General features: G+C 42.6%; 19 protein-coding genes. 14 read left to right on the top strand and 5 right to left on the bottom strand.

Going from position 1 to position 18,308, the window contains the following annotated elements:
* Positions 1–192 precede the first annotated feature (192 nt).
* Positions 193–933 carry an NADPH-dependent oxidoreductase gene (locus tag KHM83_RS06440; protein WP_213236124.1) on the top strand — a complete coding sequence of 247 codons (741 nt, stop codon included), beginning with the start codon at positions 193–195 and terminating at the stop codon, positions 931–933.
* Positions 934–1,083: 150 nt separating this feature from the next.
* Here the strand turns inward: KHM83_RS06440 and KHM83_RS06435 are convergent, their stop codons facing one another.
* Entirely contained in the window at positions 1,084–2,001 is a 918-nt protein-coding gene (locus KHM83_RS06435) for an AEC family transporter (RefSeq protein WP_213236123.1), read from the bottom strand.
* Positions 2,002–2,201: 200 nt separating this feature from the next.
* Between KHM83_RS06435 and KHM83_RS06430 the strand changes: the two genes are divergently transcribed.
* Complete coding sequence (locus KHM83_RS06430; RefSeq protein ID WP_213236121.1) at positions 2,202–2,573, top strand: VOC family protein; 372 nt, start codon at positions 2,202–2,204, stop codon at positions 2,571–2,573.
* Between the two features lie 382 nt (positions 2,574–2,955).
* Positions 2,956–5,703, top strand: coding sequence for an EAL domain-containing protein (locus KHM83_RS06425; protein WP_213236120.1), 2,748 nt, complete (start codon positions 2,956–2,958; stop codon positions 5,701–5,703).
* Here KHM83_RS06425 and KHM83_RS06420 read toward each other — a convergent pair.
* Together KHM83_RS06420 and KHM83_RS06415 are read right to left on the bottom strand one after the other, a co-directional pair.
* Positions 5,685–6,302, bottom strand: coding sequence for a TetR/AcrR family transcriptional regulator (locus KHM83_RS06420; RefSeq protein ID WP_213236118.1), 618 nt, complete (start codon positions 6,300–6,302; stop codon positions 5,685–5,687). The genes KHM83_RS06425 and KHM83_RS06420 overlap by 19 nt on opposite strands.
* A gap of 74 nt (positions 6,303–6,376) precedes the next feature.
* Positions 6,377–6,949 (bottom strand): hypothetical protein, encoded by a 573-nt coding sequence (locus KHM83_RS06415; RefSeq protein ID WP_213236117.1) that lies wholly within the window; start codon positions 6,947–6,949, stop codon positions 6,377–6,379.
* 156 nt (positions 6,950–7,105) lie between these two features.
* Between KHM83_RS06415 and KHM83_RS06410 the strand changes: the two genes are divergently transcribed.
* Complete coding sequence (locus KHM83_RS06410) at positions 7,106–7,300, top strand: DUF5320 domain-containing protein (RefSeq protein ID WP_213236116.1); 195 nt, start codon at positions 7,106–7,108, stop codon at positions 7,298–7,300.
* A gap of 115 nt (positions 7,301–7,415) precedes the next feature.
* On the opposite strand, the gene KHM83_RS06405 is transcribed toward KHM83_RS06410, so the two are convergent.
* Entirely contained in the window at positions 7,416–8,405 is a 990-nt protein-coding gene (locus KHM83_RS06405) for an NAD(P)-dependent oxidoreductase (RefSeq protein WP_213236115.1), read from the bottom strand.
* Positions 8,406–8,715: 310 nt separating this feature from the next.
* Here KHM83_RS06405 and KHM83_RS06400 point away from each other — a divergent pair, with 310 nt between their 5' ends.
* From KHM83_RS06400 to KHM83_RS06390, 3 genes are all read left to right on the top strand, one after another.
* Positions 8,716–9,768: a 1-aminocyclopropane-1-carboxylate deaminase/D-cysteine desulfhydrase gene (locus KHM83_RS06400; RefSeq protein WP_213236113.1), complete on the top strand. Its 1,053-nt coding sequence runs from the start codon at positions 8,716–8,718 to the stop codon at positions 9,766–9,768.
* Between the two features lie 94 nt (positions 9,769–9,862).
* A complete protein-coding gene (locus KHM83_RS06395) occupies positions 9,863–10,711 on the top strand; it encodes a patatin-like phospholipase family protein (RefSeq protein WP_213236111.1) in 849 nt (282 codons plus the stop codon).
* Between the two features lie 108 nt (positions 10,712–10,819).
* Entirely contained in the window at positions 10,820–11,485 is a 666-nt protein-coding gene (locus KHM83_RS06390; RefSeq protein WP_213236109.1) for an HAD family hydrolase, read from the top strand.
* On the opposite strand, the gene KHM83_RS06385 is transcribed toward KHM83_RS06390, so the two are convergent.
* On the bottom strand, positions 11,454–12,404 hold the full coding sequence (locus tag KHM83_RS06385) for a LysR family transcriptional regulator (protein WP_213236108.1): 951 nt from the start codon (positions 12,402–12,404) through the stop codon (positions 11,454–11,456). The two genes, KHM83_RS06390 and KHM83_RS06385, sit on opposite strands and share 32 nt — an antisense overlap.
* A 355-nt stretch (positions 12,405–12,759) precedes the next feature.
* Here KHM83_RS06385 and KHM83_RS06380 point away from each other — a divergent pair, with 355 nt between their 5' ends.
* From KHM83_RS06380 to KHM83_RS06350, 7 genes are all read left to right on the top strand, one after another.
* Positions 12,760–13,245, top strand: a complete 486-nt coding sequence (locus KHM83_RS06380) for a GNAT family N-acetyltransferase (RefSeq protein WP_213236106.1) — start codon at positions 12,760–12,762, stop codon at positions 13,243–13,245.
* Positions 13,246–13,255: 10 nt separating this feature from the next.
* Positions 13,256–14,179 carry a DMT family transporter gene (locus tag KHM83_RS06375; protein ID WP_213236104.1) on the top strand — a complete coding sequence of 308 codons (924 nt, stop codon included), beginning with the start codon at positions 13,256–13,258 and terminating at the stop codon, positions 14,177–14,179.
* Between the two features lie 84 nt (positions 14,180–14,263).
* Positions 14,264–15,115, top strand: coding sequence for an AraC family transcriptional regulator (locus KHM83_RS06370; protein WP_213236102.1), 852 nt, complete (start codon positions 14,264–14,266; stop codon positions 15,113–15,115).
* 147 nt (positions 15,116–15,262) lie between these two features.
* Complete coding sequence (locus KHM83_RS06365) at positions 15,263–15,910, top strand: GntR family transcriptional regulator (RefSeq protein WP_213236100.1); 648 nt, start codon at positions 15,263–15,265, stop codon at positions 15,908–15,910.
* A gap of 72 nt (positions 15,911–15,982) precedes the next feature.
* Positions 15,983–16,930, top strand: coding sequence for a DMT family transporter (locus KHM83_RS06360; protein ID WP_213236098.1), 948 nt, complete (start codon positions 15,983–15,985; stop codon positions 16,928–16,930).
* Positions 16,931–17,209: 279 nt separating this feature from the next.
* Complete coding sequence (locus tag KHM83_RS06355) at positions 17,210–17,758, top strand: DUF3793 family protein (RefSeq protein WP_213236097.1); 549 nt, start codon at positions 17,210–17,212, stop codon at positions 17,756–17,758.
* Positions 17,759–17,771: 13 nt separating this feature from the next.
* Positions 17,772–18,200, top strand: a complete 429-nt coding sequence (locus tag KHM83_RS06350; protein WP_213236096.1) for a flavodoxin — start codon at positions 17,772–17,774, stop codon at positions 18,198–18,200.
* Positions 18,201–18,308: the final 108 nt, after the last annotated feature.

The following is an 18,308-nucleotide window of genomic DNA, read 5'->3' as shown; positions in this document are numbered from 1 at the left end:
TGTGCGTTCAAGGCGCAGCGGTATAGGTATTTTATACTGCTGCGCTTTGGCGGCATTTCAATATCATAGCAGAGCTTTAGCTAAGATACAAGCTAAAATGTAAAAAAGTTGTAAATGGCTTTAGGGTGCTTTTAGCGTTCGTGCAATTGGGTATGAAAAGGATATCTGTAAATCGTAAGGGAGGCATGACATATGAACAACCTGCAATCGCAGCTCGAGCATCGCACCATTCGTCAATTCAAACAAGAACCTATTCCAGAAACGCTATTTGATCAGCTGATGGCTGTTGCCCGACAGACGGCAACTTCCAACGGCATGCAGCAGTATTCGATTATTCGTGTTACCGATCCTGAACTGAAACAGTCGATTGCTGAAATCTGTCATCAAAAGTATGTGGCGAGAGCGCCGGAACTGCTTATCTTTATTGCAGATCAACATCGCAATGCGCAAATTGCTAAGGAAAAAGCGGGTTCAGTTTTTTATGCATCTGATATGGATCGTTTTTTCCAAGGTGTTACAGATGCATGCCTTGCAGCGCAAAATGTCGTCAATGCGGCAGAGCGCATCGGACTTGGCGCCATGTTTCTCGGCAGCATTCTCAACGACGCTGAAAAATTATGCGAATTGTTGAAGCTGCCGCCGTTAACTTTTCCTGTCGTCGGGCTTGGCTTGGGTTATCCAAACCAATCGCCGCAGCTAAAACCCAGAATGGCCAATACACTTAAAATATTTGAAAACAGTTACCAGTCATTTGACAGTTATTTAACAGAAATTGCCGATTATGATGAAGAAATGCAAACCTATTATGATCTTAGAAATGCCAATAAACGCGTTGACAGTTTTAGTGACCAAGTTGTTGCAAAATTGCAGGCAGTTATTGACAAACGGCAGGACATCATGGCAATTGCGAAAAAGCAAGGATTTACCGATTAAAATCGGGGAAATGACACATCATATTTTAATGAAAAAAAGCTCCTTTCCAATCTACGAAACCAGCCGCCTGATAAATGTTATAAAATCGTTTATCAAGGCGGCTGATGACGTGATGATTTAGGTGCTTTTTTAGATTGCCGATTGCATCCATTAGGCAAAGAGCAGGCTGAGCATGGGAATGGTAAAGATTGAAAAGAGTGTTGAAACAAAGGTGATTTGAGAGGCAAACATGGAATCTCCCTTGTAGGTATCCGCTAGAATAGAGGTTGTACTCCCAGCCGGCATCCCGGTCATAATGACGCAAATATTGACGAGCAAGGGATCAAGATGAAACGGCATGAGTACAAAATAGACCGATACGGGAAAGATGATGAGTCGAATCGCTGTAAAAAAGAGAACTGCCGGAGAAAATAGCGTTTTCAAATCGGCATCTGATAAAATGGCACCGATGACGATCATTGAAACGGGGATACTGCACTGACTAATTCGCTTAATTGCTGACGTCATAAAAGTTGGCAGTGTAATGGGGGCAAGCATGAGGATAAAGCCAACAAAGATGGCAATGATACACGGATGCTTGATTACTTTGCGATAGGCATCGCGTTTTTTGACATCTGTAAAGAGCGATAACCCCGCTGTCCACATAGTGATGCGGATCGGAATTTGAAAGATGGATGTATAAAGCACGCCCATGCTGCCATAGAGCGATTCGGCAATAGGAATGCCAATGAAACTCGAATTGGAAGTAATGAGGCCGTATGAAAGTACGCTCTTCTTGCCTTCGTCAAATTTTGCAAAGATTACTTTGCTGATGTTGATGGCAAAGAGCTGAATCAGCATTGAGAGGACAATGGCCTGGATACAACTAATCAGAAAGGATGCGCTGACATCGTCAGTACCAATAAAGGACTGAACAATGCTGCATGGCAATATAATAAAAATCAGCAAATTTGAAAGCGCCTTGCGCGCATGCTGATCGACGATGCCGATACGTTTCGTCAAGACGCCTACTGCGATTAGAGAAAAGAGCATCAGCTGTAAGTTAATCATATTGGTGAAAAATGACATGACCCTTCTCCTTTGGTTTAAGCATTTATGTCAGTATACCATGCAGTATTTTAGTTGTGAAATAAATATTGATTATTTTGCATGAAGTTTCAATTTCAAATGTGAATATTCATCCTTTTGCAGGCGTGATAAAATAGAAGGGTAGAGAATCATCAATTGATCTTAAAAAATTAGAAAACATCATGAAGGAGGCTGGATTTATGGGGTATGCGTGGACGACGATTACGGTTAAAGATTTAGAGAAGTCATTGGCCTTTTACACAGAAATTGCCGGGTTAACACTGGAACGACGCTTTTCACCGACAGATGGCGTGACGATCGCTTTTTTAACAGATGGTGAAAGTAAAACGGAATTGGAGCTTATGTGTCATCATGGAGAAGAAGCGATTGAACACATGCCGTTTATTTCGATTGGTTTTACCTGTGATTCGTTAGCAGATACAATGGCGCGGCTGCGCGAACGGGGTGATGCGTTTGATGAGACTGTTTATTCGCCGATGCCGGCGCTTAAGTTTATCTTTGCAAATGATCCGGATGGCTTAAGAGTTCAGTTAATTGAGCAGCAATCATAAACGGATTGCTGCTGTTGATCAAAAACGCTTATCTCACATGAAGAGGTAAGCGTTTTCTATTCATTGAGGTAATTACCTTCATGATTAATATTTCATTAACGAAGCGGCATCCAGTTTTTGATGTCTATGCGAATCGAGGGTTCGAAATCAAAAGAAGGCAGAAAAGTCACTTGAGATTTTAGTCAGGGATATTGTTTTTAGACCTTATTTTGTTGATGACAACGGATAGAAAAATGCGTAAAAATCGCCCTAAAAGGTATAAAAGCAAATATAGGCGCATCATATGATTAACGTCAACAGATTTAGTTGTTAGTCCTTTAAATCTGTCTACTGACCAAGAGGCTGACAAGCTGGGACGAATACATATTGAGAAAGGCAACTTATGAAGAGTTTTTACAAATCAAACGGGCTTTCACAGCGTTCTAAATGGATGATACTCATAATGGCGCTCGTGATGACATTTATCGCAAATGCAGCAATTATATACATTCATAATATCGCATATCGTGAGATGATGGCTAAATACAACCATCAACAAAATACAGCGCTTAAAGTCAGTGAACTCTTTATGAAAGAGAGTTTTCAAACGGTATATGATGACATGGGCTTGTTAAAGACATCGTATTCGATGATGAATTATCTGGACACCGATCGATCTGAGCTGGCGCGCGACGAACTTGAGAATATGTTCTATCGGTATGCGGGCGGACGAAATGGTTTATCGCAAATACGGATTCTAGACATGGATGGCAACGAATTGGTGCGCGTTAACCGAAGGAAAGCGGACGAAGTAGTGGAGCGCGTCTCGCCGAAAGACCTTCAAAATAAAGCGGATCGCTATTACTATCAGAGTGCGCTTGATTTGAGAGAAGGCGAAATGTACATTTCGGATTTTGACCTCAATATTGAAAACGGTGTTATTGTCGTGCCGTATGAACCGACCATTCGATTTGCCAGAAAGGTCTATGACGGTTTTGGCAATGAGGCGGGGATCTTGGTGCTTAATTTTGACGGCGATCGTTTTTTTTCTATTATTGGCAAGTACAAAGAACTTAACTTAGAACAGTTTGATATTGGTCTTGCGGATTCTAATAACTACTGGTCGTTTATAGGTGAAAACCTGGAACGGATGAGTGATTTGTATCAAACAACACTTGGATTTAGTGTCGAATCCATCTTGACATCAATAGAAAACCGCAAGCAAACTTCACAGGCAGAAACCGTTTCATGGGTAGAGGATGATGTCCTCTATATGTATGAAGAACTGCCTATTTTTAGTGAAGAACACTATGTTTTTGATTTTCCGGAAAATACATGGTATCTAATGACGGCGCTCGACATACAAAAAGCGCTTGAAAATGAAAATCTGTTCTTGAATCATTTTTACACGGTTCTTTTAGCATTGGATCTTCTGGTTTTTATTCTTACCTTTAGCCTTGCGGTTCTATTTAATACGAAAAATCAGCAAAACATGATGCTGTTGGTATCCGCATATATTTCCAATAATTCTCATGACGGCATTGTGATTTTAGATGAAAAGCTGACGATTCAATATTGCAACAGTATTTTTGAAGAGATATTCGGTTTCACATTGGCTGAAATACTTGGAAAACCCATTCGGCAATTCTTTAGCGATAATCGCATCACATTTTCGAAGGATGAGGAAACGGATCTGTGGGACGGCAACGTCTGGAATCGGACAAAGCGCGGGCATATGATACGCAAGCACTTACTGATTAAAGCCGTGCGAAACCGTCATAATGAAATTCGATATTATATTGGGATCTATGCCAATCCTAAGCTAAACTCAAATCTACAGCTGTCAGCAGCCGACAAGGATATTACGAGTTCTTTTATAACAGATGACGAAATTGAACGCGTGGGAAGCTATCTTGACGAGCGGTTTGAAGGAAGTGCAAAATACATGGTTGTTGCACTTCAAGTAAAAGATCGGCTGGGAGCGATGCTTGAGGCCAATCAGTCGATACAAGGCAATTTTGTCCGAAAGAGCAGTACGATACTCAATGCCATGATGCCGGAAAACACATTTATTATCCCACATTCAAACCTCATGGTTCTGGCGTCAGAAGTCTCGGATTCTGAAAAGGATACGGAAGAGCACATCACAGAAATAATACAGCGGATGGAACAGCTTTTAAGAAAAGTGCTGTTTGATATGAATCTCAGTAGCTTCAGTGTCAAGTTTCACGCCGGTGTCGCGTGCAGAGGCGATAATGATGCGCGTGGCGGCACGATTGTCGGCAATGCACTAATTGCGCTGGAAGCGTTGCTTAAGCTGAAACGCAGCAATTATCTGGTCTATACGGATCAGATATACAATTATGTTAAAGAAGATATGAGTATCCGAAAAGCCCTGCTGCACGCTTTTGATGAAGATGAGTACTATGTTCTTTATCAGCCGCAGGTAAATTTTGAGACCAATGAAATAGAAGGTGTCGAGGCGCTCGTCAGATGGCAGAGTTCTGAGCTCGGCATCGTATCGCCAAATAAGTTTGTACCGCTTTTAGAAGATACGAAAGAAATTTTGAGACTTGGGAAGCGCGTACTCGAAAAAGTGATTGATGATTTGGAACGTCTTAATCCGAGGCGGTCTGATGGAGAACCTTTGAGAATTTCAATTAACTTGTCCAGTATTGAGTTTACCAACAGCGTGATCATGATGGAACTGATTGAGATGATTCGAAATGCAGAACTCCAAAATTATCAATTCTGTTTTGAAATTATTGAAACGACATTGATGGATAATATTGCCGTTGCCAACATGATTATTGAGCAGCTGCATTTGGCGGGCATAGAAATAGCCATTGACGATTTTGGATCCGGCTATTCTTCACTGGCCTATTTAAAAGAAATCAATGCGGATGAGCTTAAGATTGACAGGCTATTTATCAAAGACTATCCGGAAACCGATGACGGCAAGATTATCAAAGCCATTATTCGTATGGGAAAAGAAATTGGCATTCGCATTGTCGTGGAAGGTGTCGAGACAGAATTGCAGTACCGTTTTGTTAAAGGTGCTGAGGCGGAGCTGTATCAAGGCTATTATATGTCGAAGCCGGTGTTGCTGGATACATTGTTTGCGAATAATCATCATGAGCCGGATGAATGAGAAGAAAGGCCGTTGCGCATAAAGTCGACATAGTGTTCTAATTGTATTTGGAGCACATTGGTGTGTTCTGCTTCAAAAATATCATAAAAACTTTGAAATAGATGGGTAATCAATCGATGAATAAACGCTTCGTCAAAATCGGGACGCAATTCGCCGTGCGCAATGGCCTCGTTAATGAGCTTGGTGAGTGCAGCGTTGCCGTCTGATCCGATATGGTGAATGGCGCGTTCGTAGATGGGATTGCCCTTTTCTTTTGTCAGCCTTACAGAGAGCAAGTGATACTGTGGATGTTCATTGGCGAAAGCAATCCCCATTTTGGCTTGATAGAGAAATCGGTCAAAGAGGTCCAAATTTTCATAAATGGGAGCGTTGTTTTCGGTTTGGGCATTGATAAATGTCCATTTTTGGCGATTGGCTTCATCGAGCAGTGCGAGATAGAGTGCTTCTTTGTTTTCAAAATGATAGTAGAAGACACCTTTGCTAATGCCGGATGTTTTAATAATTTGATTGAGTGAAGCACTTTCATAATCCGTTGTTGAAAATTCGGCAAGTGCTGCTGCGATAAGCTGTTCGCGTTTTGTAAATGATTTTGCTGCCATGGCAATCTCCCGTTTGATCTGTTTTATCATCTTGTCTATGAAATATCAAATTATATCATGATAAGCGGTTAGAATCAATGTGTCGCCTTATCGTCGTTACGGCGCTGAAACTTTATGAAAATTAGTATGGCGATGATGCAGATGCCAAGGCCAAGCAATGCGGGGACAAGGATGGATAAGCCGGAATTGCCGCCTTCGACAACACTCCATAAAATTTTTAGGAAGGCGATGAGCACAACGATGACCAGACCTATTTTGAGGCTGCGCTGCCAGAATGCATAGGCGAGGGCAGACATGGTAATCGGTACCAGCATGCTGACGGCTATTTTCGAAAGGGACCAATGAGCGGTAAGGTATTGCTGTTCCATAGCCAGAAAAGCGGCTACTGTTTCTGAAGTCGTCTCAGGTTTTGGAAACCAGAACATACTGGTGAGCAGCAAAAAAATGGTTACGGCAATGCCGGCACCATTTCGGCGATAGGCGAAGAAGCAAAACGGCATCATAAAAAGCGGCCGAATATACCAACTGAGTACATTGTGATGTCGTTCAAAAGCCCAGACGAACAGAGAATCCGATAGCGCCATAGCGATGATAAACGCAATTGATAAAAAGGTGAAGAGCAGGGTCCACTTATTTTTTTTCAACATGAAAAGCCTCCTTTTCAGAATAGACCATGTGGTCTAATTTTAGAATAACATAAACCGTTAAAAGATACAAGGAATTTTTTTAAAAAAGTTATTGACATATGCCCATAAAGGCCTTATACTTTATTTAGAGCATATGACCGAAACGGAGGTGATGATATGCCAAGAAGAGATGGAACAGGACCAAATGGTGAAGGACCGATGACCGGAAAGGGAATGGGCAGCTGCAATAGTGACAGTCGACAATTTTCCCGAGGTGGCTCTGGACGCGGCAGAAGATGCGGCGGCAGAGGCATGGGTATGGGCAAAGGCTGGCGTGGTGCCGGACAAGACAAAGCGACAGGCGATATGTAATTTCCTCATTTAAAAACCGCTGTAAGGGTGTGAAAACGTTTAAGTGTTCTCGTTTCACAGTAGCGACTTTACAGCGGTTTTTTTTATTGTGATACAGTTTTGCGGTTTTAGAAAACTAAAGACCATTGACGATATTGTCAGGCATTTCACCGTTCAAAGCTTTATAAATATTGAGCCAATTACGCTGATGCGCGTCTTGAAAAAAGCGCATGGTAACACCGCCGATATGCGGCGAGACAATGAGCCGATCGGCATAAGGCGACGGCAGTTTAAAAAGGATGTGGTCTTTGGGGACGGGGATTGGTGAAATTGTATCCAGGCCGGCGCCGGCGATTGTTTCTGAAAAAATGGCATCGTAAAGGGCCTGATTATCAACGATTTCCCCTCTGGCTGTATTAATGAGAAATGCATCAGGTTTCATTTTGCTCAAAAAAGAAGCGTTGACCATACCACGTGTCGATTCGTTAAGCGGACAGAGTATCACGACAAAATCACAGGTTGCAATCAGTTGATCTTGCGTGAGATAGGCGACAGCATATTGCTTTTCAACGGCTGACGCCTTGCGGTTTGGCGTGTGATAAAATTGCTGGCAGCCAAAGGGCTTAAGGCGATCGGTCGTTGCTTTTGCAATATCGCCAAAACCGATATACCCAACGCGGCAGTCAGCCATTTCTCTGATTCCTTCAATCATGAGGCGTTCTTTCATCGCGAGCTGACCGCCGTTTCGAACGGTACGGTCTCCAAGAACGAACTGCCTAAGCAAAGCAAGCATGAGCAGGATTGTCTGCTCTGCGACGGCTGGGGCATTGGCACCTTTTTGATTACAGACGTAGATACCGCGATCATGGGCGGTGTCGATGTCAATGCCATTATAACCGACGCCTTCTGATTGAATTATTTTTAAGTGAGGCATCTTGTTAATGAGGCCTTCAGGGAGCTGTACAGTGGGATCGACGGCAATGGCATCTGCATCGCTTCCCGCAGCTAAGAGATCCGTGAGGGATGCATCACGCGGCTGGTATACGATATCGAATGCGGGGAGATAGTCTGCATGCGGCATATACTGCCGATAACGGGCTTCATTGCCAATGATGAGAACTTTCATATAGCCTCCTTGTATAATGAGTGAGTCGTCAACGTGCGTAATCAAAGCGATGGCTTCAGGTGTTTTTAAGCTTTGTGATTGCTGCTTGTGACAGCGCTGTTATCAAGAATGGGATGCTGGTTGTTGCGGCGTTAATATTTATGCCTAATTATGTTTAATATAGTATCGCACTTTGCATTGAAGGTGAACCCTTAAAGCGATATAATTTAAGAACACGGATAATGCACTAATAAGTGCGGCAGAATCACATGGCATGATAGAAAATAACGCCAAGTGGCAAAATACTGCTGTGCACAATTGGAGGATAATGATGAAAAAAAATGAACTGCTTTATCAAAAATTAACGGCACAACCTCATCAGCCGCTCGGTTTTTTCCCAACGCCGCTGTATCGACTGGATAAGTTATCGAATAGTCTCGGCGTAAACATTTATATAAAACGCGACGATTTTACGGGTGCCAATACATTTGGCGGCAATAAAATTCGAAAACTGGAATATTTAATGGGTGACGCGGTGATGAAGGGGTGTGATACGGTGATCACCTTTGGTGCAACGCAGTCCAACCATGCGATGCAAACGGCGACGGCTGCACGTATTTGCGGTCTGCATCCGATCTTATACTTAGTGGATCTCGTCGAAAACGATTCGCCTGAGATGCGCGCCAATTTATTACTGGATAAAATATTTGGTGCTGAGCTTCATATAGAACCTTCCAATGGCGAGGATATGTCAATTGGCGTTGAGCGTTCGCGGGTTGCTGCTGCAGAAAAAGTGGCGGAACTCGAATCAGAAGGCAGAAAAGCTTATGTTATTCCAACAGGTGGGGCAACACCGGTCGGTAGCAGTGCTTACATCGGCGGGTATTTGGAGATACAGCAGCAAATGCGTGCCATTGGTCAGAACATGGACTATATCTTTTTGGCATCCGGCACTGGCGGGACGCTGGCGGGATTAAGCGGTGCCAATCATTACTTAGGGGAAGAAACTAAAATTATCGGTATCGCCGTCGGGGTTAAAAATGATGATTACTGCAAAACGGTTGCATCGCTTGCGACGATGGCACTTGAACATATAGGGATTGACCACGCAGTGCCTGAAAATGCGATTTTTGTAGATGATCATTATTATGCACCCGGTTATGAAAAACCAAGTGAAATGGGCAATGAAGCCATTCGTCGACTAGCACGAGCAGAAGGCATCTTAACAGATCCTGTCTATTCAGGAAAGGCGTTCTCGGGATTGATTGACTATGTGGAAAGCGGTAAGATCGAACCGGGTTCAAATGTGGTATTTTTACATACCGGCGGGGCGACGGCATTGTTTGCAGAGCCTGAAATCATTGGTACTTTAACGGAAAAATAAAACAATAGACCAACCTTTTAACAACAAATTTTTGAGCAGCAATCGCATTAATTTTTTTAATCAGTTAGTACATTTACATCTGGGAGGTGACATCATGCGAAGCGATGTTGGACTGGTACTGGAAGGCGGCGGTATGCGCGGGCTGTACACATGTGGTGTACTGGATGGCTTGCTGGCACAGCAAATGATGTTTCCATATGTGATCGGCGTTTCGGCCGGCGCATGCAATGCCGTATCATATATTGCAAAGCAAAAGGGAAGGAATTTTATTGTCAATACGGCTTATGTCAACGATTGGCGGTATATGAGCCTTAGAAATCTTTTAAGAGAAAAATCATACTTTGGAATGCATTTTATCTTTGACGAAATTCCGAATCAGCACGTGTCTTTTGACTATCAGGCATTTGAAGCGGCAGATTGTCGTTTTATCGTAGGGACGACGGACTGTCAAACCGGGATGCCGGTCTATTTTGAAAAAGAGGATTTTAAACAGGGATTTGATATTCTCAAGGCCTCATCGTCACTGCCGATGATTGCGCCAATGGTTGATGTCCAAGGGAAAATGCTGTTGGATGGTGGGGTTTCAGATCCAATTCCGCTGGAAAAATCCATAAGAGACGGCAACCAAAAACATGTGGTTGTATTGACGCGTGATGCAGCTTATCGAAAGAAGCCGCAGGCGTTTCGAAACTTGATCAAGGCGAAATACCGTCATTATCCTAAGTTGGTTGATGCCATGATGCAGCGTCATGAACGTTATAATCAAACGCTGGCGCTCATTGAACGCATGTCCGCAGAGGGAACTGTCTACGTCATTCGACCGGAGGAACTGGTAAAAGTAGATCGTCTTGAAAAAGATGTTGAAAAGCTAAAAGCGCTTTATCAGCAAGGGGAGAATGATTTTAATCGCCATTTAACGGCACTTAAGGACTTTATTAAATAGTGCTGTCAGCAGATGAAGTGATAAACTCGCGGAAAGAAGAATATTCCAATAACAAGCATACGAAACAACGTCTAAGCGGCGATGTTTATTAAAAATGAGGAGATTGAAATGAGTTGGATCAATACGGTAATCTTTGACCTTGATGGTACGCTTTTGGATACGTTAGAGGATTTAGCAGACAGCGTCAATGCGGCACTGTCAGCAGAGGGATTTCCCGTACGAACCTTGGAGGAGATTAGGACGTTTGTCGGGAATGGTGCAGAACAGCTGATTCGTCGAAGCATCGGCAATGGTGTTGATGATGCGGTTGTTCAAAAGGTTCTGTCTGTTTATAAAGCGCATTATGATCACAATTGTCAAAACAAAACGGTTCTTTATCCCGGTATTGCCGAGCTGTTGGAAAAGTTAAAAGCGGATGGGTACAAAATGGCCATTGTGTCCAATAAGCATCAAGAAGCCGTGAAGCCGCTTTATGAAGCTTATTTCGAAACGATGATTGATGTCGCCATTGGTCAACAGGCTGCTTATCGAAAGAAGCCGGATCCCGATTCGGTTTTTCTGGCGATACAAGCATTGGATGCCGATCGGGAGCGCGCTGTGTATATTGGCGATTCCGAGGTGGATTTGGAGACGGCAAAACGCGCTAATTTACCATGTGTTCTCGTAACGTGGGGGTTTCGCGATCGTAAACAGCTTGAAGATGCAGGCGGTGTGTACTTCGCGGATACGCCGGCTGAAATTCTCAGTTTTTTAAATCAGTATCAACCGGAGTAATATCACTTGGGAGTGATTCAATAACAGCTGCTTGAAGTGCATTCACATAATTGGACAGATAATTCGGCAATGACACATCGCGACGTGTTACATAGCCGATGGTCATCTCGCAGCCGTCAAAGAGTGGGATGACGCGCAGCTGATGCTGATAAGGATCTCTGGCGAGGCAGCCTGTGCCGATATTGTAGCCGTCGGTTTCTGCCAACAGTTTATCCATGGTGGCACGATCATTTAAGTAAACAATTTTTTCGGCATATTTAAGATGATTGCCCTCTTCTGTAAAAGTTTGAGGAAGATCATCTTTTTTATAGGTATAGCGCGTGTAAGGCTTTAACGCTTCGAGCGTAATGGTGCACTGTTTTGCAAGCGGGTGCTTGGCATTTAGATAAACGTGCTGTATGGTGCTGCCGAGTGCATGAAATGAAAGTGCTTTGCGTTTCATGATCCGTTCGAGAAACAGGCGGTTATTGTCGGTTAAAGCGATAATGCCGAGCTCGCTGATGCCGTCTGCAACGTCGGTAATAACAGTGGTACTCTTATCTTCACGAAAATTGATTTCGTAGTACTGCGGCGCTGCTAATCGTTTCACTAGAATTGCAAGTGCTTCCACGGCAAAAGTATAGTGCTGAGAAGTAATGCTGAATTGAAGCAATTGACGTGTTTGCTTCGCTTTGAAATGGGCAGACATGGCGGAAGCCTGTTCCAGCAGCATACTGGCGTAGAAAAGGACGTCGCGTCCGGCTTCGGTGAATGTAATGCCTTTATTGTTCCGGTTGAGGATGTGAATTCCCAACTCGAGCTCCAATTCACTAATCGCTTTTGAAATGGTTGGCTGTGTAACGAATAGTGCCTTTGCTGCACGGTTAATGGTCTTATGTTCAGAAATGGCGACAACGTAGCGGCATTGCTGTAATGTCATCTTATGGCTCCTGTCTTCAAATGAAATGAAAGGTCGTGGTCAGTAAGGAATCATTTATTATAAATATTATTTATAACAAATGATAGAAAATGGTTGCTGTACTTTCTTTTTCTCATCAATTAATATAAATATATACTAATAATATGTTCAAAAATAGTCCTTGTCAAATGACAGTGACAGTTTGGACGGGTTATAGTATTTATGCATAATATATGACATGCAAATATTGTATCATTCCTTTCGTTGATCCTTCACAACGATGAAGTTGAATGATCGTACTGGGAAAATAGTGCCTATTGCCGTAAAAGGATTTAAGTTTGAATGATGCAATTTCGCAAGCAACAGGAGGAAAGTGATGATTAGAGAAGTGATGGCAAGTGATCTGCCGGCAATTAAGGAAATTTACAATGAGGCTATTCTCAATACCACGGTGGTCTTTGATATTGAACCGAAGACAGATGCCGTTATGCAGGCGTGGTATCAGGCGCATCAGGATTATCACAAGATTTTTGTCTATGATGAGGGTGGTAAGGCAGTTGGATTTGCGGCACTTTCCAGATATAGAGAGCATCAGGCTTTTGCGGCGACGGTCGAACTCTCCATCTATGTGACGAAGACTCTGCGGGGAACCGGTATTGGGAAAAAGCTTATGGCACATGTGATTGCATATGCAAGACAGTGTGAAGCCATTCACACCATTGTTTCTGTCATTACATCATCGAATGAGGGGAGTATTCGATTTCACTTGGATTTTGGATTTAAGCATTGTGGACGCATTGAAGGTGCAGGCTATAAATTTGGAACCTATTTGGGCATTGATAATCTTCAGTTGATTGTCTAGGAGGATGTAAATGGCTTCCAAAAGAGCAGAGATAAAGCGCATGGGGATCTTGGCAGTATTGGCATCCTTTTGCTGTGCGCTTTGGGGGAGTGCATTCCCCGTTGTGAAATGGGGATATGCGCTTTCGGGCATGACAGACGGCAGTGTGTGGCAGTATATTTATTATGCCGGGCTCAGGTTTGTTTTGGCAGGTGCATTGTTATGGGTGATGACGGTTCGCAAAATAGGTTTGCCAAAACGACAGGACTGGCAGCCGATTTTATGGATCAGCCTTTTTCAAACCGTGCTGCAATATACTTTTTTTTACATTGGTGTTTCAAAAACTTCCGGAACGGGGGCCTCTATTATCGCAGGAGGCAATGTCTTTGTCGCCGTGATGATTTCATCACTGGTTTTTCACAATGAAAAATTGACAGCACCAAAAGTGATCGGCTGTTTGCTGGGCTTCTTTGGCATATTATGGGTTCATTTGCATGATTTCAATATGCTCACAGGGATGCACTGGTTAGGAGAGGGCTTGGTTTTTATGGCGACGATTTCTTATGCGATCTCAACGAATCTCATGAAACGGTTTGGCAAAACTTCAAGCCCTGTATTGCTGGCGACTTATCAATTTATTGTTGGTGGCATCGTTATGCTTGCCGCCGGTAATATCTTCGGCGGTACAGTAACCTTACAGACGGCGCAGAGTATTGGGGTTTTAGGCTATTTGAGCGGCGTCTCCGCAATTGCCTATGTGATTTGGAGCCTGCTGCTCAAGGCATATCCCGTTTCTAGCGTCGCAGTCTTCGGTTTTACAACGCCGATTTTTGGTGTCATTTTTTCAGATATTTTATTGGCAGAAGCCGGGATATTCGATACGACTGCCGTATGGATTGCGCTGTTGTTGATTGCCATTGGGATTATGATCGTTAATCGAAGTGAAGGTGTTTGAGAATGAAAACCTTTTTCAATTTTGAGTAGCAAGACGCTGCGGGTTGTGATATGATGTACAAATCAATAGCATTTGGAGATTGATTTGTACGAAATAAGTATTGAAGGTAAGCTGAGATACGCTTCAATCAAAATTGAACAAGTGACCAATGAGTTGCCCGGTATTCTTTTTTTGCCGCACTGGCATCATCAGATGGAATTTTATCGCATGCTTGAAGGCGAGATGATGCTTACGATTATTGACGAAACCGTTCACGTCAAATCTGGCGATATTGTCGTCGTCAATCCGAATGAGGTGCATAGTGCAGAGCGGATAACAGCATCTGTAAGTTTTGTGCTGTATCAAATTGATTTGTTTTCGCTGACGGATAATCTAGCCGATATACAGCAGAAATTTTTAAATCATATGTTTCATCAGCGTCGTTATTTTCTGAAAAGGGATCCGGTACTCAGCACGCGGGCGTTGCCCTTTTTAATGACCGTTGAAGCGGGATGGCGAGCCGGCAATGTCGAAGCCGTAGAAAGCGCAACCCGACTGATGCTCGTTGAATTGCTCAGACAGGTCAAGACAAAGTATCCCGATCAGGGTGCCTATAAAACTTACAAGCATACGTTGAGTCAGTTAAAGCCTACGGTGTCATTGATGACTTTTCGTTATCAGGAGCGCATTACACTGGATATTTTGGCAGAGATGACAAAGGTTAGTGCGATTCACTATTCGAGATTATTTAAGGGTGTTATGCACTATACGCCCATAGATTTTTTGAATCAAGTGCGAATTGCTAAGGCGCGGCAGTTGTTGCTGACAACTGAGCTCAGTGTCGGGGAAATTGCCTTTCAAACAGGACTCAGAGACAGTAATTATTTCAGCCGTTTTTTTAAGCATTATAATCAGATGACGCCGACTGCTTTTCGCAAAAAGTATCGAATTTCTTAAAAAGGTGAATATTTTAAAGTAAAAAGGCATACAACTTAAAATTAGGCATTGTAAAATCCCGAACAATGTGAAATAATGTGTTTGAAAAAATACAATTAAATGAGGCGATGGTGCCTCAAATCGTTTTCACATGAAAGGATACGTGCAATGAGCATCTATTCGGAAAAGGCAAAAGGGCGCTCTCTTTCAGATGTCGTTTTTCAAAAGTTGAGGAATGATATCGTCAATGGTCTATATCCCAAGGGTTACAAGCTCAATGAGATCAAGATCGCGAAAGAGATGGACATCAGTAGGACGCCGGTTAGAGAAGCGCTAAAGCAATTAGAGCTAGAGGGGCTGATTGACAGTATTCCCAATCGAGGAGCTGTGGTTGTCGGCATTTCAGATCAGGACGTTAAAGATTTATGTGCAATGCGGCAGAGTATTGAAGATGTTGCGATTCGATTTGCAATTGATAGAATGTCGTCAGATGATGTCGAAAAGCTGGAAGATATTTATGATCTGATGGCATTTTATACGAAGAAGGCGGACGTGGATAAGGTCTTCGATCTGAATACTTCTTTTCACGAAACGATCTATCAAACATTAAACAGTCCGCAGCTAGAATCGATTTTAAAGCACTTTCAAGATTTATTGAGAATATCCAGATATCAGTCATTAAATCGCGAAGGTCGCATTCAAGCGACTTTAGATGAACATGGTCGGATTTTAGATGCCATTAAATCGCGCAATGCAGAACTTGCAGCGACGGAAGTGACAAATCACCACAGTAAACTTGAGTATATTTTCAAATAAGAATCGCCCCGTTTGCTTTTAACGGGGCGTTCCATATTTTTTTGATGACGCGATCGAAGTAGAAAGGCATTTATGATGAAAAATCAGATGAAAATGGTTTCAGAGATTGAAACAGATATGAAAAAAGACGACAATGGGGAAAAAGAAAAAGTACGTGCGATTATATACATGCTCATTTCGGCATTTTTCTTCGCGCTTATGAGTATTTCAGTAAAACTGGCAGGAAACGATGTGCCAATATTTGAAAAGGTTTTTTTCCGAAACTTCTTTTCAATTTTTTTTGCCTATTATATTGTCCGTAAAAATAAGGTTAGGCCCCTGGGAAGCTTGAAAAGTCTACCTTTCCTTATTGGAAGGAGTGTTTGTGGTATTGGCGGCGTCGTCACGATGTTCTATGCACTTGAGCGTATGGATGTTGCAACGGCAAGTACTATTCAGAAGCTCTCACAGTTCTGGGTATTGATTTTTGCCGTCTTTCTTTTGAAAGAGAAAATTCGATCTTCGCAAGTCATCTATATGATCATAGCACTGGCAGGCGTGATCATTGTTTCAAAGCCGTCGGCTCCAGAAGTGCTGATCCCGACACTCGTCGTGTTTCTTTCCTCAATTTTTGCAGGGATGGCCTATGCCTTTGTCAGTAAACTTCGAACTTACGAGGAACCGGCAACAGTGGTATTTTTCTTTTCTTTTTTTTCAACGGTTGCGATGCTTATTCCAACTATTTTGGACTTTAAGTGGCTTACGCTTCGTGAATTTATCTTTCTGCTCATGACAGGACTCAGTGCAATGGGTGGGCAAGTGTTTTTAACGAGTGCCTACCATCATGCGAAGGCATCTGAAGTGTCGATCTATGCCTATGCCAATATTATTTTCAGTGCCGTTTTGGCATTGTTCATATGGGGGACTTACCCAGATTTGTTAAGCACAGTGGGGATTATCATCATCGTTGGCGCCAGTTATCTAAACTATAAAGATGTTAAAAACGCTTCTGCTGTTGAAGAAGTAAAAGCGATTTCATAAACTTGCAGTTACCTGCACAGCATAAAAATGAATTTTAGTGAAATGAAAAGTCGGCATGATCCCATTGGGTGAATGTCGACTTTTTTGAAATTAAGAAGATGATGCTTTTTGAGATGTTTCAACGGTTAAGCGTCATTGGCGAAATTTGATGGCGTCGAAATTCATCGAAACGGTGTTATTTATTGTTGAAAAAATAACAGTAAGGGATTGACAAAGTAATTGAGAAGAATTATCATTTATCTTGTAAATGAAAATAATTCTCAATTGATGGAGGTGCTCTTGCAGATCGATTTTCTTTTAGCTTATTATTGTGCACCGACGCTCTATGGTCTGAAGCCGTCCAATCTAATCCTTCACGAAACTGATAATACGACTGATGATGACTGCGAATTAACTGAAACATTGCTGTCGCGGGGGATTAAAATGCTGAAAATGCGGTCTTGCTCAAAGCGAACGCTAACGCTCGTCTATGATGAAAAGCGACTTGAAATGGTATTGGCAGATGCTGAAGTGTCCGCTTTTTTAGCATCAAGGGGCTATACAAATGATCATTCAGTCACAGAAAAGCTAACCATTTTAAAACATCGCATGAGGAAAGAAACAGATTTCCCGCATGAAGTAGGCGTTTTTCTTGGCTATCCAATGACAGATGTGAGAGGCTTTATTGAGCATAAGGGAAAGCACTGTAAATATTGTGGTTATTGGAAAGTATATGGTGATGTCGACGATGCAAAACAGCGCTTCAATACTTTTACCGCTGTTCGTGATGAATTGTTGCGACATTTGCAGCATGGCACGAAGTTGACTGAAATTATTAAATCAGCATAACAAGGAGTGTAAGATGGAAAAGATTGCAATACTTTACTGGTCCGGCACGGGAAATACGGCATTAATGGCCGATGCTATAGCAAAGGGGGTTCGTGAAGCCGGCGCAGAACCCGTTGTTGTCAATATTTCGGAAGATGCCTCAATAGCACTGGAATCATATGAACACATTGCCCTCGGTTGTCCGTCAATGGGGGATGAGGTACTGGAAGAAACAGAGTTTGAACCTTTCTATGAATCGGTCAAAGCAAAGCTCAGCGGTAAAAAAGTGGCACTATTTGGCTCATATGGCTGGGGTGATGGCGAATGGATGCGTGTTTGGGAAGAAGATGTCGAACACATTGGGGCAAAACTATTTGAAACGGGACTGATGATCAATGGCGAACCCGACAATATAGGCGAAGCGAATTGTTCTGAATTCGGGAAGCGCTTTTCCGCTAGTTGAAGACAGTCCGGTATCCGCTAAATGTGACGTTAACTTAATATCCGATCAAAGTGATTCTACGTGACTTCTCATAACCCTGATGGTAAGGTATTACTATATTATTTTCAA

The sequence above is a fragment of the Fusibacter paucivorans genome (assembly GCF_018390735.1).
Taxonomy (GTDB): Bacteria; Bacillota; Clostridia; order Peptostreptococcales; family Acidaminobacteraceae; genus Fusibacter; species Fusibacter paucivorans.
This window is presented reverse-complemented; position numbering and strand designations above follow the sequence as displayed.

Excerpts from the sequence above, each read along its gene's own strand:
- KHM83_RS06380 (WP_213236106.1), top strand. The coding sequence starts at position 12,760 with ATGATTAGAGAAGTGATGGCAAGTGATCTGCCGGCAATTAAGGAAATT.
- KHM83_RS06415 (WP_213236117.1), bottom strand. The coding sequence starts at position 6,949 with ATGTTGAAAAAAAATAAGTGGACCCTGCTCTTCACCTTTTTATCAATT.
- KHM83_RS06440 (WP_213236124.1), top strand. The coding sequence starts at position 193 with ATGAACAACCTGCAATCGCAGCTCGAGCATCGCACCATTCGTCAATTC.
- KHM83_RS06405 (WP_213236115.1), bottom strand. The coding sequence starts at position 8,405 with ATGAAAGTTCTCATCATTGGCAATGAAGCCCGTTATCGGCAGTATATG.
- KHM83_RS06385 (WP_213236108.1), bottom strand. The coding sequence starts at position 12,404 with ATGACATTACAGCAATGCCGCTACGTTGTCGCCATTTCTGAACATAAG.
- KHM83_RS06435 (WP_213236123.1), bottom strand. The coding sequence starts at position 2,001 with ATGTCATTTTTCACCAATATGATTAACTTACAGCTGATGCTCTTTTCT.
- KHM83_RS06425 (WP_213236120.1), top strand. The coding sequence starts at position 2,956 with ATGAAGAGTTTTTACAAATCAAACGGGCTTTCACAGCGTTCTAAATGG.
- KHM83_RS06395 (WP_213236111.1), top strand. The coding sequence starts at position 9,863 with ATGCGAAGCGATGTTGGACTGGTACTGGAAGGCGGCGGTATGCGCGGG.
- KHM83_RS06420 (WP_213236118.1), bottom strand. The coding sequence starts at position 6,302 with ATGGCAGCAAAATCATTTACAAAACGCGAACAGCTTATCGCAGCAGCA.
- KHM83_RS06390 (WP_213236109.1), top strand. The coding sequence starts at position 10,820 with ATGAGTTGGATCAATACGGTAATCTTTGACCTTGATGGTACGCTTTTG.
- KHM83_RS06400 (WP_213236113.1), top strand. The coding sequence starts at position 8,716 with ATGAAAAAAAATGAACTGCTTTATCAAAAATTAACGGCACAACCTCAT.
- KHM83_RS06430 (WP_213236121.1), top strand. The coding sequence starts at position 2,202 with ATGGGGTATGCGTGGACGACGATTACGGTTAAAGATTTAGAGAAGTCA.
- KHM83_RS06350 (WP_213236096.1), top strand. The coding sequence starts at position 17,772 with ATGGAAAAGATTGCAATACTTTACTGGTCCGGCACGGGAAATACGGCA.
- KHM83_RS06365 (WP_213236100.1), top strand. The coding sequence starts at position 15,263 with ATGAGCATCTATTCGGAAAAGGCAAAAGGGCGCTCTCTTTCAGATGTC.
- KHM83_RS06360 (WP_213236098.1), top strand. The coding sequence starts at position 15,983 with ATGATGAAAAATCAGATGAAAATGGTTTCAGAGATTGAAACAGATATG.
- KHM83_RS06410 (WP_213236116.1), top strand. The coding sequence starts at position 7,106 with ATGCCAAGAAGAGATGGAACAGGACCAAATGGTGAAGGACCGATGACC.
- KHM83_RS06375 (WP_213236104.1), top strand. The coding sequence starts at position 13,256 with ATGGCTTCCAAAAGAGCAGAGATAAAGCGCATGGGGATCTTGGCAGTA.